Source organism: Stappia sp. WLB 29, from assembly GCF_023507705.1.
Taxonomy (GTDB): Bacteria; Pseudomonadota; Alphaproteobacteria; order Rhizobiales; family Stappiaceae; genus Stappia.
The window spans coordinates 508074-520978 of the sequence record NZ_JALBGD010000002.1 but is presented as its reverse complement, the minus strand read 5'-3'; the positions used below and the strand labels follow the sequence as shown (position 1 = coordinate 520978).

At 68.5% G+C, this 12905-nt stretch carries 12 protein-coding genes; 4 read left to right on the top strand and 8 right to left on the bottom strand.

The annotated features are described in order from the left end of the window. Positions 1-30: 30 nt before the first annotated feature. From MNI96_RS05770 to MNI96_RS05760, 3 genes are all read right to left on the bottom strand, one after another. A complete protein-coding gene (locus MNI96_RS05770; protein ID WP_249691162.1) occupies positions 31-1023 on the bottom strand; it encodes a tripartite tricarboxylate transporter substrate binding protein in 993 nt (330 codons plus the stop codon). Between the two features lie 138 nt (positions 1024-1161). Next, the gene (locus MNI96_RS05765) at positions 1162-2088 is read right to left on the bottom strand and encodes a LysR family transcriptional regulator (RefSeq protein ID WP_249691160.1); all 927 of its coding nucleotides are present in this window, start codon (positions 2086-2088) and stop codon (positions 1162-1164) included. A 60-nt stretch (positions 2089-2148) separates the two neighbouring features. Continuing rightward, positions 2149-2928, bottom strand: coding sequence for an amidohydrolase family protein (locus MNI96_RS05760; RefSeq protein WP_249691157.1), 780 nt, complete (start codon positions 2926-2928; stop codon positions 2149-2151). An 86-nt stretch (positions 2929-3014) separates the two neighbouring features. Here MNI96_RS05760 and MNI96_RS05755 point away from each other — a divergent pair, with 86 nt between their 5' ends. From MNI96_RS05755 to MNI96_RS05740, 4 genes are read left to right on the top strand one after another with little or no spacing between them, the layout of a single operon-like run. After that, positions 3015-3746, top strand: coding sequence for a GntR family transcriptional regulator (locus MNI96_RS05755; protein ID WP_249691155.1), 732 nt, complete (start codon positions 3015-3017; stop codon positions 3744-3746). A gap of 29 nt (positions 3747-3775) precedes the next feature. Beyond that, a complete protein-coding gene (locus MNI96_RS05750) occupies positions 3776-4732 on the top strand; it encodes a tripartite tricarboxylate transporter substrate binding protein (protein WP_249691153.1) in 957 nt (318 codons plus the stop codon). 1 nt (position 4733) lies between these two features. Next, on the top strand, positions 4734-5180 hold the full coding sequence (locus MNI96_RS05745) for a tripartite tricarboxylate transporter TctB family protein (RefSeq protein ID WP_249691150.1): 447 nt from the start codon (positions 4734-4736) through the stop codon (positions 5178-5180). 1 nt (position 5181) lies between these two features. Next, positions 5182-6690 carry a tripartite tricarboxylate transporter permease gene (locus MNI96_RS05740; protein ID WP_249691148.1) on the top strand — a complete coding sequence of 503 codons (1509 nt, stop codon included), beginning with the start codon at positions 5182-5184 and terminating at the stop codon, positions 6688-6690. A 267-nt stretch (positions 6691-6957) separates the two neighbouring features. Here MNI96_RS05740 and MNI96_RS05735 read toward each other — a convergent pair whose 3' ends face one another. The 5 genes from MNI96_RS05735 to MNI96_RS05715 are packed head-to-tail and all read right to left on the bottom strand — an operon-like array spanning position 6958 to position 12899. Continuing rightward, positions 6958-8373, bottom strand: a complete 1416-nt coding sequence (locus MNI96_RS05735) for a M20 family metallopeptidase (protein ID WP_249691146.1) — start codon at positions 8371-8373, stop codon at positions 6958-6960. A gap of 1 nt (position 8374) precedes the next feature. Next, entirely contained in the window at positions 8375-9958 is a 1584-nt protein-coding gene (locus MNI96_RS05730; protein ID WP_249691144.1) for a gamma-glutamyltransferase, read from the bottom strand. Between the two features lie 45 nt (positions 9959-10003). After that, positions 10004-11011, bottom strand: a complete 1008-nt coding sequence (locus MNI96_RS05725; protein WP_249691142.1) for an ABC transporter ATP-binding protein — start codon at positions 11009-11011, stop codon at positions 10004-10006. Next, positions 11008-11994, bottom strand: coding sequence for an ABC transporter ATP-binding protein (locus tag MNI96_RS05720; RefSeq protein WP_249691140.1), 987 nt, complete (start codon positions 11992-11994; stop codon positions 11008-11010). The genes MNI96_RS05725 and MNI96_RS05720 overlap by 4 nt, the downstream gene beginning before the upstream one ends. A gap of 5 nt (positions 11995-11999) precedes the next feature. Continuing rightward, positions 12000-12899, bottom strand: coding sequence for an ABC transporter permease (locus tag MNI96_RS05715; protein ID WP_249691138.1), 900 nt, complete (start codon positions 12897-12899; stop codon positions 12000-12002). Positions 12900-12905 lie beyond the last annotated feature (6 nt).

Genomic DNA, 12905 nt, shown 5'->3' with positions numbered 1-12905 from the left:
CCCCGTCGTCCCGGCCGCAGCGCTGAGGCGTTACGGGCGCGGGATACCGAGGCTCTCCGGGCTGACCTTGGCGGCGCCCGTGTCCTGCAGCGCCCAGGCCGTGACCTGCTGCCACTTGGCGAGGAAGCTCTCGGCCTCCTCGCCGGAGATGTTCATCATGACGTTGCCGCGGTTGGCCATCAGCGTCTTGAACTCGTCGCTGCCGGCCGCCGTTGCGAAGGCGTCGACCAGCTTGGCCTTGACGTCGTCCGGCGTGTCCTTGCGCACGAAGACGCCGTAGAACGGCCCCCAGGGCAGATAGGACGCCATGGCGGGAAGCGTGTCGGTCACCGCCGGAACGCCCGGCAGCGTGTCGACCGGCTCGGCATTGACGACCGCAAGCGCCCGCATCGTTCCGGCCTTGATCTGCTCGGCCGCGGCCGACAGGCCGGACGGCATGAAGTCGACCTCGCCGCCCAGCATCGCGGTCAGGCCGGGGCCCTCGCCGTCGAAGGGAATGGCGGTGACGTCGAAGGGCGCGGAATTGGACAGCAGCGCGCTGACCGTGGAGGGCAGGCCGCCGGGGCCGGTGGAGCCCATCTTGATCTGGCCCGGATTGGCCTTGATGTCGTCCAGCAGCTCGGCCAGCGTCTGGTACTTGGAGGCCTGCGGCACGACGATTACGGCAACGCCGCGGCCCAGAATGTTGACCGGGTAGAAGTTCGAGTAGTCGAGCTTGCTGACGCCCATGATCGGGTGCAGCTGCGGGTTCTCGGCGCCGTAGAGGAACGTGTAGCCGTCGGCGGGCGCCGCGTTTACATAGGCGGTGGAGATGGCGCCGGCGCCGCCGGCCTTGTTCAGCACCACGATGGGCTTGCCGAGCGCGGCTTCGGCGGCCGGGTTGACCGCACGGGCGACGACGTCGGTGGCACCGCCCGCGCCCCACATCACCACGCCCAGCATCTCGCGCTCGGGGAAGTCGGCGCTGGCAACGCCGGCGGACAGGGCAAGAGCAGCGACTGCTCCGGCAAGACTGCGGATCATCATTTCCTCCCAGGATCGTTGTTGCGGCCTGCCGGGTCCTCCCAGACCATGAAGATGGCGGCCGCTATTGCCTGTCAAAAATCGCATGACGAAAAACTTAACGCAAATACCAATAATGCAGAGATCAATAACCTGTGGTTATGTCGCTGTCCGCCGGGTCGTCGTCTCCATTTCGCCGCGCAACAGCTCGACGAAGGCCTCGGCGAAGCCCGAGATCTCCAGGTCCGAGCGCCGCGCCACATAGGTGCGGAACGGCGTCGGCTCGGCGATCGGGATCAGGCGGATGTCCGGCTCGACGCGTGGCAGGTCGGCGACGGTGAAGTTGTCGAGAACGGCAACGCCGAGGTTCTGCCGGACCAGCCCCAGCACCGTCGTGCCGAAGCGGGCGCGGATCTCGATGTGGAAGTCGAGACCCTGGCGGGCGAAGATTTCGGCGAGGATCGCGCCATAGGGGTCCGCCGGGTCGATGCCGATCAGCGGAAAGGCGGCGATCTCCGCCGCGGTGACCTTGGTCCGCGCGGCAAGGGGGTGGTCGCGATGCGCGACGCAGAACAGGTGCCCCTGGGCCAGCGGCTCGAAGACGATCGAGGAATGCTCGAAGCGGTGGCTCATGCACACGAACTGACCCTTGCCGAGCAGCAGGAAGTCGATGGCCTCCTCGATCTTCAGGATCTCGATGTTCATGCGGATGTCGGGATAGCGGGCCTTCAGCCCGGCCGCCGCCAGCGGCACCATCACATTGGCGATGCTGGGCACGGAGGCGAGCGAGATCTCGACGTCGTGGCCGCGCTCCAGCTGGCCGATGGAGACCTGCAGGTGGACGAGCTTCTTATGGACCTCCTGCAGCTGCAGGAACACCTGCTGCGATTCCGGCGTCGGAACGTAACGGCCGCCGCTGCGGGTGAACAGCTTGATGCCGAGCGAGGCTTCCAGATGCTTCATCGTCCGGCTGATACCGGGCTGGGCGACGTTGAGAATGCGCGCGGCACCGGCGATCGAGCCCGCCACCATGACGGCGCGTAGCACTTCGATCTGGCGGAGCGTCAGCGGGGTCTCGTTGGCCATGCGCCGGCAAGGCTACAGCCGCGCCCGCCGCTTGGAAAGCGGCAGCTTGCTAGAAGTCCCTCAGGCGAGGGAGAGGCCGTAGAGCGCCTTCACCGCACCCGCATCGTCGGCAATGCCGAAGGCCTCGCGGCCGGCCGCCGCCCGGTCGTAGTCGGTGACGGCCTCGTGCTGGGTATGCGGCCAGTCGGTGCCCCAGACCACATGGTCCGGCGGCAACAGCTCAAGCAGCGCGCGCGCATGCGGGGCGACATCGACCGGCGAGCGGTAGGGGGCGGAGAATTTCACGAAAAGGCGCGACAGGTCGCCGGCCTGCGCCAGCGCGCAAAGCCAGGGATCGCGGGCAGGATCCGCCTCGTCCGGCAGGCCGAAATGATCGACCACGACGGTGATGCCGCGCGACAGCAGCGGGCCGACGATGGCGGGCAGGCGCGGCCCCTCGAGCTGGATCTCCACGTGCAGGCCGCGTTCGCGCAAGCGCTGGAGCAGCCCGGCGACGGCCGGGCTCTCCAGGTCGGGCACCGGCGCGCCGCGCACCAGGTTCCAGCGGATGCCGCGAATGCCGGCGGCGGCCAGCGTATCGAGCGCGGCCGCGTCGATGTCGTCGGGCACCACCGCGACGCCGGCAAAGCGCTGCGGGTCGAGCCGCGACAGAGCGTCGAGCAGCTGCGAATTGTCGAAGCCGAGAAAGCTGACCTGGACGATGACGCCGCCGGAAAGGCCGTGCCGCGCCATGCCGGCCTGCCAACCGGCCAGCGGCGCCGGCACCGCCGGCACGTAGCGCGCACCGCGCGTCGCCGTCACTTCCTCATAGACATGAACGTGGCAATCGAACCGGATCATCCGCAACTCCCGAGAAGAATTCATATATATGACTAGTTGACTGAATGGGTCAACATCCGCTAAGGAAGGTTCGAGGAGGAAACGGAATGGCCCACAGGATACCCAGCGCGGACGAGCGGCTGCCGGCCTATGCCAGGCTGCGCGACGCCCTTGCCTCCCGCATCGCCAGCGGCGAATGGGGTCCGAACCATCCGATCCCCTCCGAGGCGCGTCTGGCGCGCGAGTACGGCATCTCCATCGGCACGGTCCGCAAGGCGGTCGACGGGCTGGTGGCGGAAGGCCTGCTGGAACGCCGCCAGGGCTCGGGCACCTATCTGCGCCGCCCGTCCTTCGACGCGACGCTCTTCCGCTTCTTCCAGGTGCGCGGCCCCGACGGCGCCCCCTCCTCCATCCCGACCAGCGAGTTGATCCTGCGCGCCCGCACCAGGGCGCCGAAGGAGGCCGAGGCGGCGCTCGGCACGCACGACGTGATCGGCATCATCCGCCTGCGGTCCCTCTCGGACCAGCCGGTCCTCTTCGAGGAGCTCTACATTCGCGCAGATCGCTTTGCCGGCTTCGAAAGCCTGCCGGACAGCGCCTTCGGGCCGCTGCTGTATCCGCTCTATTTCGAACGCTTCGGCGTGCTGGTGAAGCGCGCGACCGACGACCTGTCCTTCGGCCGCGCCGACGATCAGGTCGCCGCCCGGCTGAAGCTCAAGGCCGGCGACCCGCTGGCGATCATCCGGCGAACCGCCTTCGACATCGACGGCACGCCCGTCGAATGGCGCATCGCCCGCGGCAGTGCCGCGCAATTCCACTACCGCAGCGAAATCGGCTGACAAAAGCCGCCTTACGGGAGAGAAACAACATGAAAATCAACAAGATCATTGTCGCAGCAGCCCTGCTCGGCTGCACCTCCAGCCCCGCGCTTTCCGACTATCCCGAGCGCCCCATCGAACTCACCATCCCGGCCGGTGCCGGCGGCGGTACCGACACCAGCGCCCGCAAGCTGGCACTGCTGCTGGAAGAGAAGCTCGGCACCTCCATCGCCGTGCTGAATGTCGGCGGCGGCGGCGGCTCGGTCGGCGCCTCGCAGTTCATGCAGGCCAAGCCCGACGGCTACGCGCTCTTCGCCACCTGGAACAGCCCGCTGACCACCGTGCCGCAGGTCCAGAACGTCGCCTACACGCTCGACAGCTTCACGCCCATCGCCTCGACCTCCGAAACGGCCTACACGCTGTGCGTCCATCCGGAGTTTCCGGCCGAGACGGGCGAAGAGTTCCTGGCCGAGCTCGCCGCCAACCCGGACAAGTACACCTACGGCAACGACGGCATCGGCGGCACGATGCAGCTGGCCGCCGAACGCATCTTCCAGGCCCGCGACATCAAGGCGGTCGCCATCCCGTTCGGCGGCGCCGGCGAGACCCTGCAGAACTTCCTCGGCAAGCATGTCGACATCTATGGCGGCTCGATCTCGCCGGTCCTGCCCTACGTCGAAGAGAAGCAGGCCAAGTGCCTCGTCGTGACCTCGGCCGCCGACGTGCCGGCGCTGCCGCAGGCGGCGGGCCTCGAAAGCCTCGGCCTCGGCGACAAGGAGACCCTGCTGTGGCGGGCGATCCTGGGCCCGAAGGGCCTCGACCAGGCCATCGTCGACAAGCTCGCCGCCGTCATCGACGAGGCGGTCAACGACCCGTCCTATGTCGAGTTCCTGGCCTCCAAGGGCGAAGTCCCGAACGTGGTCAAGGGCGAGGCGCTCGGCGAGCGGCTGAGGGAAGAGTTCGACGCGCTCGCCGTCGTCTCCAAGAACCTGGGTCTGGCGAAGTAAGATGGAGCGCAGCCAGGACCTGGCCCTTGGCCTGCTCTTCGCGGGCCTCGGCCTGGCGGCCGCATGGCAGGCCGGCTCCTACCAGGGAGCCGGCGGCACCTACCCGATGGTGCTGGGTCTGGGCCTGGCGCTGTGCGGCGCTCTGGTGATGCTGCGCGCCGCCCGTTCCAAGACCGATGCGCCGCGACGGCTCGTCGACGTGCCGGCCAACCTCGTCAAGGCGCTGGCCGCCGGCGTGATCTACGTGGCGCTGATCCTGCCGCTCGGCTTCTACACCGCCTCGGCGCTCCTGATGCTGGCGCTGCCGCCGGTGCTGGGCTTCCGCCGGCCGCTCTACACGGCGGTCGTGGCGGCGAGCTTCGTCGCTCTGGTCTGGATCGTCTTCTCGCTGGTGCTCAACAAGCCGCTGCCGGCCGAGCTTTGGGCCGCCTCGCGCCTTGGAGGCTGAGATGGACTTCCTGCTGAACGCCACCTCCGCCGTGATGGCGACCGGGCCGCTCGTCGCCATGCTGGGCGCGACGCTGCTCGGCGTACTGATCGGCGCCCTGCCCGGCCTCAACCCGGTCATGGCCATTGCCCTGCTGCTGCCACTGACCTACTCGATGGATCCGCTGGTGGCTCTGGCGATGGTCGCCGGCATCTACAACGGCTCGATGTATGGCGGCGCGATCCCGGCGATCCTGCTGCGCATTCCGGGCACCCCGGCCTCCATCGCCACGACCTTCGACGGCTTCCCGATGGCCGAGAAGGGCGAAGCGGCCAAGGCACTGAAGATCGCCTGCTGGTCGTCGGCCGTCGGCGGCATCGCCAGCGCGCTGGCCCTGATGACCGTCGGGCCGCTGCTGGCCCGCGCGACGCTGCATTTCGGGCCGGCCGAATATTTCTGGATCGCCATGTTCGGCATGGCCTCGGTCGGCGTCATGGTCGGCAGCGACCCGGTCAAGGGCGTGATGGCGGCGGTGCTCGGCCTGCTGCTCGGCACGGTCGGCATCGACCAGCTGTCGGGCCAGGCGCGCTACACGTTCGACCAGCCCTGGCTGCTCGGCGGGCTCGACCTGGTGGTCGTGCTGGTCGGCCTCTACGCCTTGCCGCCGGTGCTGCAACTGGCCGAAAAGTGCGACTTGAAAGGCCTTTCGGCCGCGCAGCTGCGGCTCGCCAGCGTGCCGTTCCGCAAGGGCGAGGTCAAAGGCCTGCTGCCGACCTGGGGCCGCTCGTCGCTGATCGGCATCTTCGTCGGCATCCTGCCGGGGGCGGGCGGCAACATCGCCGCGTTCCTGAGCTACAACGCCGCCAAGAACGCCAGTTCCGAGCCCGAAAGCTTCGGCAAGGGCAACCCGCAAGGCGTGGCGGCGGCCGAATGCGGCAACAATGCCGACAACGCCGCCTCGATGATTCCGGCGCTGACCCTTGGCATTCCTGGCAATGTGGTGGCCGCGCTGGTGCTGAGCGCGCTGATGATCCACGGGCTGCAGCCGGGGCCGCAGCTGTTCCACCAGAACCCGGTGCTGGTCGGCGGCTTCATGATCGAGATGCTGCTGACCTCTGTGCTGATCCTGCTGGTCGGCGGCGCCGCCGCGACCAGAATCTTCGCGCAGATTCAAAGACTTCCGGGCGTGTTGCTGGTGCCCTCGATCCTGGTGCTGATGTGCGTCGGCGTCTATGTGATCAACGGGCGGCCGGTCGACCTGTGGGTGATGCTGGCGGCGGGCACGGCCGGCTACCTGCTGGAAAAGCTGAACGTGCCGCTGGCGCCGATCATCCTGGGCATGATCCTGGGGCCGATGGCCGAGCAGAGCGTGCGCCGCGCGCTGCTGATCAGCCGGGGCGACCCGGTGGAGCTGCTGACCCGGCCGATCTCGGCGGTGCTGGCGGTGGCGACCGTGGCGATGATCCTGTGGCCCGTGATGAAGGCGATCAAGCGCCGCCGCGCAAAAAACATGAGCGAAAACAACGCCTGAGAGAATTTCGAGAATTTTCGAGACGGATTTTGCAAAATTTCGAGAAATCTTGACGCAAGCGCTCTCAATCGTCGCAAAAAACGACGCCCGGACGAAGACCCGTCCGGGCGTTGTCGTGTGCGGGGATATCTCAAGCCTATCCCCGGAAGCGGCCAAGCGCCGGCGGGACGCTTGTCCCCGCACCCAGTTCGAGTAATCCCCGCCGGTCCGGCCCGTGGCATGATGGCGACGGATCGGACGAGCGGGAAATCCGGTTCAGGCCGCGTCTTAGGCGGTCGCTTCGGCCGTCTTGCCGGCGCGGGCCGCGTTCGCCTCGCCGATGTCCCAGAACAGGCCGGCCATCATCGCCAGCGCCTCGCGGGTCATGGAATGGAGCGCGTGCTCGTTCGGCGCGTGCTGGGAGCAGCCGGGGTAGGAATGCGGCACCCAGACGGTCGGCAGGCCGAGAATGTCGGCGAAGGTCTCGTTCGGCAGCGAGCCGGCGAGATTCGGCAGGATCGCCGGCTTCTTGCCCGTGGTCGCCTCGATGGAGGTCTTGACGCGCGTGACCCAGGGATGGTCGGGGTCGAGGCGCGTTGCGTGGAAGAAACCGCGGTCGGCCGGGACGATCTCGACCATCTGGAAGCCGTTGGCATCGAGATGGCGACGCAGCGCCGGCAGGATGTCGTCGGGATCGGTACCGACCACATAGCGCAGCTGGCAATGCGCATGGGCGCGGCCGGAGATGGCGTTGACCGGGGCGGACGGCACGCCGCTGGTCTGGGCGAGAATGGCGAAGCTGTTCCAGCCGAAGACGCGCTCGGACGGGGTGAGGCTCTCCTCGCCCCAGTCGGTGTCGACGGAGGGGCCGTCGAAACCGCCGACCGGGCAGTCCTTCAGCGCCTCGCGCACGGCCGGCGTCAGGCTGGTCGGGCGCCATTCCGGCACCTGGATCTGGCCGCGCCGGTCGGTGATCGAGGCGAGCGCATGGGCCAGCACCATGGCCGGGTCGCGCAGCAACCCGCCCCAGTTGCCCGAATGGTGGGCGCCCTCGCGCAGCTCGACGCGCAGGTCGAAATTGACCGCGCCGCGCGAACCCATGAACAGGGTCGGACGGTCGGGATGCAGGCGCGGGCCGTCGGAGGCGATCAGCACGTCGGCGGCGAAGGTCTCGCGGTTCTGCGAAAACAGCTCGGCCAGGCCGGGCGAGCCGCATTCCTCGCCCATCTCGATGATGATCTTGCAGTTGAAGCCGAGCGCGCCGCGCTCCTCGAGAATGGTGCGCAGCGCCGCGATGTTGATGCAGTGCTGGCCCTTGTTGTCGGCGGTGCCGCGCCCGTAGAGCTTGTCGCCCTCGCGCACCAGGCGGAAGGGATGCAGCCCCTCGCGCCACTGGTCGGTCTGGGCGCGGATGACGTCGCCATGGCCGTAGGTGAGCACGGTCTCGAAGGCCGGGTCCTCGATGCGCTCGGCAAAGAGGAAGGGCACGGACGGGTCGACCGGGTTGGTCATGATGCGGCAGGCGAAGCCGAGCCCGGTGAGCTTGGGCTCCATTTCCTCGACGAGATAGCGCATCAGCTCCGGCCGGCGGGACGGGTCCTGGCTCTCGGTCTCGAAGGCGAGCATGCGGGCGAGCTCGGTCTCGTAACCGCCGCTCGAAAGGAAAGTGTCGATGCGTGCGATGACGCTCTCACGGTTTGCCACGTCAGGCTCCCTCGGTTTCGGGCACGGCGTCGCCCCATGGCGACATGATCTCCGTGCAGCCCATGTTGATGCCATCCTGCCGCAGCACGCCGGCCGGGCAGGCGAAGGCGTACGGGAAGACGGTGCGGCGGGTGGCCGTCACCGGATGGACGGCCGAAAGCGCGGACACGACCGACTGCGGCAGCGTCTCGTCGGCGAGGATCGCCCCGCCGCCGCTGTTGTCGATGCGCGGATGGTGGAAGGCCTCCTCCAGCGACATGCCGTAGTCCATCAGGAAGGAGGTGAGGTTGAGCACGGCGGGGAGGATCTTGCGGCCGCCGGACGCGCCGATGGCGAAGCGCCGCCCGTCCTTCTCGCCGACGGCCGGGCACACGTTCATCAAACAGGCCTTGTTCGGCGCCAGCGAGTTCGGCTTGCCGGGTTCGGGGTCGAACCACATGATGCCGTTGTTCATGAGCAGGCCGGTCGACGGCGAGACGACGCGCGAGCCGAAGACCGAGAGCAGGGTCTGGGTGACGGCGCACATGTTGCCGTGCCGGTCGACGACGCTGAAATGGGTGGTGCAGGACGGCGTGCCGGAGCCCTCCGCCTCGCCCGTGTCGCCCATTTCGCGCAGCCGCCGCTCGTAAGCGACCGTCAGCGCCCGGGCCATCTCGGAATAGCTGACCGCGTCCGGGGCGGAGGTCGGCAGGAAGGCCGCCTCCATCATCGCCAGGCACTCGACGAGATTGGCGCCCGCCGTCAGGCCGCGCGCGGCATGGACCGTGCCGCCGCGATAGGAGGTCTCGAGCGCCGGGTCCAGCACCGCCCGGTAGGCGGCAAGGTCGCCCTGCGACAGCGAGCCGCCCTTGGCCTGCACATCGGCGGCCATCGCCGCGGCGATGTCGCCCTCGTAGAAGTCGCGCGCGCCGGCCTCGGCGATGCGCCGCAGCGTGTCGGCCAGCCGGCCCTGGTCGAGGCGGATGTTGGAGAGCGCGGTCCAGCCGGCGGATTTCGGCCAGATCCCGTCGTCGAGGAACATGGCCGCCGCATCCGGATCCCTGGCAAGGTCGCGGGCGACCGAGGAAATGATCAGCGAGGCGTACCAGTCGACCAGCATGCCCTCGGCGGCAAGGTCGGCGGCCGGCATGACCAGGTCCTTCCAGCCCATCCGCCCCCAGGTGGCATGCGCCAGTTCCATGCCGGCGACGGTGCCGGGAACGGCAATGGCCGTGGCGCCCTGGACGTTGCGGTCGCCCTCCACGGCCGGCCAGGGGAAGAGATCGCTCGCCTTGCCCTCGCCCGACAGCGGATAGTCCGCCGGGTCGAGGCCGGCAGGCGAACGCATGCCGAAATTGATGCTGTGCGCCTGCTGCTCGTCCTCGCGCCAAACCACCATGGCGCCGCCCCCGGCCGGGCCGCTCATCCACGGCTCCAGCACGCCGACGGCGAAGGAGACGGCGACCGCCGCATCCACCGCATCGCCCCCGGCGGCCAGGACGGCCGCGCCGGTCTCTGCGGCCAGCCGGTGCTGCGAGGCGACGACGCCGCCGCGGGTCTCGATGACATGCTTGCGCACGGACTGGGTGCGCGAAAGATTGCTCATGGGATGTTCCTCACCACAGGCGGGACAACGGCGGGGCGACGGTGATCAGCGGGCGGGCGCCGCGTGCAGATGGCAGTCGACATGGCCCTGCGGCCCGGCGACATGGGGCGGCGGGGTGGTCTTGCAGATGTCCATCACCTTCGCGCAGCGCGGATGGAAATGGCAGCCGGACGGCGGGTCGATGGGGTTGGGATAGGCCGCGCCGAGATGGGTGTCGGGCACCGAAAGGTTCGGGTCCGGGGTCAGCACGGATTCCAGCAGCGCCTTCGTGTAGGGGTGGCGCGGGCCGGCGAAGAGCTCGGACGCCGGCGCCTCCTCGACGATCTTGCCGAGATACATGACGGCAACGCGGGTCGCCAGATGCTCGACCACCGCCAGATTGTGGCTGATGAACAGATAGGTGAGGCCCAGTTCCTCGCGCAGGTCGCCGAGCAGGTTGAGGATCTGCGACTGCACCGACACGTCGAGCGCCGAGGTCGGCTCGTCGCAGATGACGATCTCCGGGTTCATCACCAGCGCGCGGGCGATGGCGACGCGCTGGCGCTGGCCGCCCGACAGCTGGTTGGGATAGCCGCGCAGCACGCGCTGCGGCAGGCCGACGAGATCGAGCATGCGCGCGACGGACTTGGCCCGCGAGGCGCTGTCGCCGATCTTGTGGACCACCAGCGGCAGGGCGATGATGTCCTCGATGCACTTGCGCGGATTGAGCGAGGAATACGGGTCCTGGAAGATCGGCTGGATGCGCCGGGCGAGCACGGTGCGCTCGCGCGCGGTGACCTCGCGGCCGTCGATCAGCACCTGGCCGGAGGTCGGCGCCTCGAGGCCCAGCAGGATCTTGGCGAGGGTAGACTTGCCGCAGCCGCTCTCGCCGACGAGGCCGAGCACGTCCTTGCGGTGGATCTTCAGGCTGACGCCGCCGAGCGCATTCAGGGGCTTTGCGGCAGAGAACATGCCCTGCTTGACCCGGTAGGTCTTGGTGACGCCGGCAAGTTCGAGGACCGGAGCGGTGCCCGCTTCGGGTGCGACGGCTTCGGCCGTTGTGGTGGGGCTCATGACGGCGCTCCTGCCTGGACCTCGTGGATGCAGCGATACATGTGATCCTCGCCGGTCCGGCGCACCGGAACGTCCGAGGCGCAGGCGGCCTCGGCCACGTCGCAGCGCGAGCGGAAGGCGCAGCCTTCCACCTTGCCGATCAGCGAGGGCACGATGCCGGGGATCGAGCCGAGGTGCTCGCCGGGTTTGGTCTTGCCCGGAACCGGGATGCAACGCAGTAGGCCGCGGGTGTAGGGATGGCGCGGGTTCTCGAAGATCTCGCGGGCGCTGCCCTTCTCAACCACCTCGCCGGCATACATCACCACCACCTTGTCGGCGATGCGGGCGACGACGCCGAGATCGTGGGTGACCAGGATCATCGCCATGTTCATCTCGCGCTGGAGATCGGCGAGCAGGCGCAGGATCTGCGCCTGGATGGTGACGTCGAGCGCAGTGGTCGGCTCGTCGGCGATGATCAGCTCCGGCTCGCACATCAGCGCCATGGCGATCATCACGCGCTGGCGCAGGCCGCCGGAGAGCTGGTGCGGATATTGCGAAAGCCGGCTTTCGGCAGCGGTGATGCCGACCTTGCCGAGCAGCTCGATGGCCCGGGCCCGCGCCTCGGCCCGGCCGACCGGACGGTGCAGCTGGAGCGCCTCCATCAGCTGGTCGCCGATGGTGTAGGCCGGGTTGAGCGAGGTCATCGGCTCCTGGAAGATCATCGCCATGCGGTCGCCGCGCAGGGCGCGCATCGCCCGCGGCGACTGCTTGCGCAGGTCGATGCCGGAAAAATCGAGCCTCGCCGCATTGCAGCGCATCTTCTTCGACAGGAGGCCCATGATGGCGAGCGAGGTCAGCGACTTGCCGCTGCCGCTCTCGCCGACGATGCACAGGGTCTCGCCGCGCTTCAGCTCGAAGTCGATGCCGCGCACCGCATGCAGGGTGCCCTGCGCCATCGGGATGTCGATGGTGAGGTTGTCTACCTTGAGGACGGGTTCGCTCATGGATCTCAGCCCCTGTTTTCCGGTGCGGTGACGTCGCGCAGGCCGTCGCCGAGAAGGTTGATGGCCAGCACCAGGACGAACAGCGCGACGCCCGGAATGGCGATCAGCCAGGGCTCGAACAGCATCATCTGCTTGCCTTCCGAGATCATCAGGCCCCAGGACGGGGTCGGCGGCTGCACGCCGAGGCCGAGGAACGACAGCGCCGCCTCCAGCAGGATGGCGTGGGCCATTTCCAGCGTCGCGACGACGATCAGGTTGTTGACCACGTTCGGCATGATCTCGCGCAGGATGATGCGCCGGGTCGAGCAGCCGATGGCCCTGGCGGCGTTGACGTATTCGAGGTCGCGCACCTGCAGCACGGAGGAGCGCATCACCACCGCGAACCGATCCCACAGCAGCAGGCCGAGCACGCAGACCACCACCTGCAGCGAGCCGCCGAGAATGGCGACGACGGCGAGCGCCACCAGCACCACCGGCATGGCGAGGCGCACATTGATCAGGAAGGTGACGACGAGATCCACCCGGCCGCCGAAATAGCCGGCGGCAACGCCCATCGCCGTGCCGATGAGGCCGGAGATCAGCGCGGCGAACAGGCCGATGGCGAGCGAGATGCGGGCGCCGTAAAGCAGCCGCGCGAGATAGTCGCGGCCGAGATAGTCGGTGCCCAGCAGGTGGTTCGGGTCCGAGCCCGCCATCCAGAACGGCGGCTTCATGCGCGCCATCAGGTCCTGGGCGTACGGGTCGTGCGGCGTCAGGAGCGGGGCGAACAGCGCCAGCGCGACGATGATCGCCAGGACGGCGATGCCGAACACCAGGCCGTAATGGCCGAAGATGCGCTTGCGCAGGATCGCGGCCGGGCTCGGGGTGCGGAGGTCTTCCGCGACGGTTTCGATGGTGCGTGCCATGTCGGA

What these genes read in the sequence shown, in the direction of transcription:
- MNI96_RS05770 (WP_249691162.1), bottom strand. Translation starts at nt 1,023, where the DNA reads ATGATCCGCAGTCTTGCCGGAGCAGTCGCTGCTCTTGCCCTGTCCGCC.
- MNI96_RS05765 (WP_249691160.1), bottom strand. Translation starts at nt 2,088, where the DNA reads ATGGCCAACGAGACCCCGCTGACGCTCCGCCAGATCGAAGTGCTACGC.
- MNI96_RS05760 (WP_249691157.1), bottom strand. Translation starts at nt 2,928, where the DNA reads ATGATCCGGTTCGATTGCCACGTTCATGTCTATGAGGAAGTGACGGCG.
- MNI96_RS05755 (WP_249691155.1), top strand. Translation starts at nt 3,015, where the DNA reads ATGGCCCACAGGATACCCAGCGCGGACGAGCGGCTGCCGGCCTATGCC.
- MNI96_RS05750 (WP_249691153.1), top strand. Translation starts at nt 3,776, where the DNA reads ATGAAAATCAACAAGATCATTGTCGCAGCAGCCCTGCTCGGCTGCACC.
- MNI96_RS05745 (WP_249691150.1), top strand. Translation starts at nt 4,734, where the DNA reads ATGGAGCGCAGCCAGGACCTGGCCCTTGGCCTGCTCTTCGCGGGCCTC.
- MNI96_RS05740 (WP_249691148.1), top strand. Translation starts at nt 5,182, where the DNA reads ATGGACTTCCTGCTGAACGCCACCTCCGCCGTGATGGCGACCGGGCCG.
- MNI96_RS05730 (WP_249691144.1), bottom strand. Translation starts at nt 9,958, where the DNA reads ATGAGCAATCTTTCGCGCACCCAGTCCGTGCGCAAGCATGTCATCGAG.
- MNI96_RS05725 (WP_249691142.1), bottom strand. Translation starts at nt 11,011, where the DNA reads ATGAGCCCCACCACAACGGCCGAAGCCGTCGCACCCGAAGCGGGCACC.
- MNI96_RS05720 (WP_249691140.1), bottom strand. Translation starts at nt 11,994, where the DNA reads ATGAGCGAACCCGTCCTCAAGGTAGACAACCTCACCATCGACATCCCG.
- MNI96_RS05715 (WP_249691138.1), bottom strand. Translation starts at nt 12,899, where the DNA reads ATGGCACGCACCATCGAAACCGTCGCGGAAGACCTCCGCACCCCGAGC.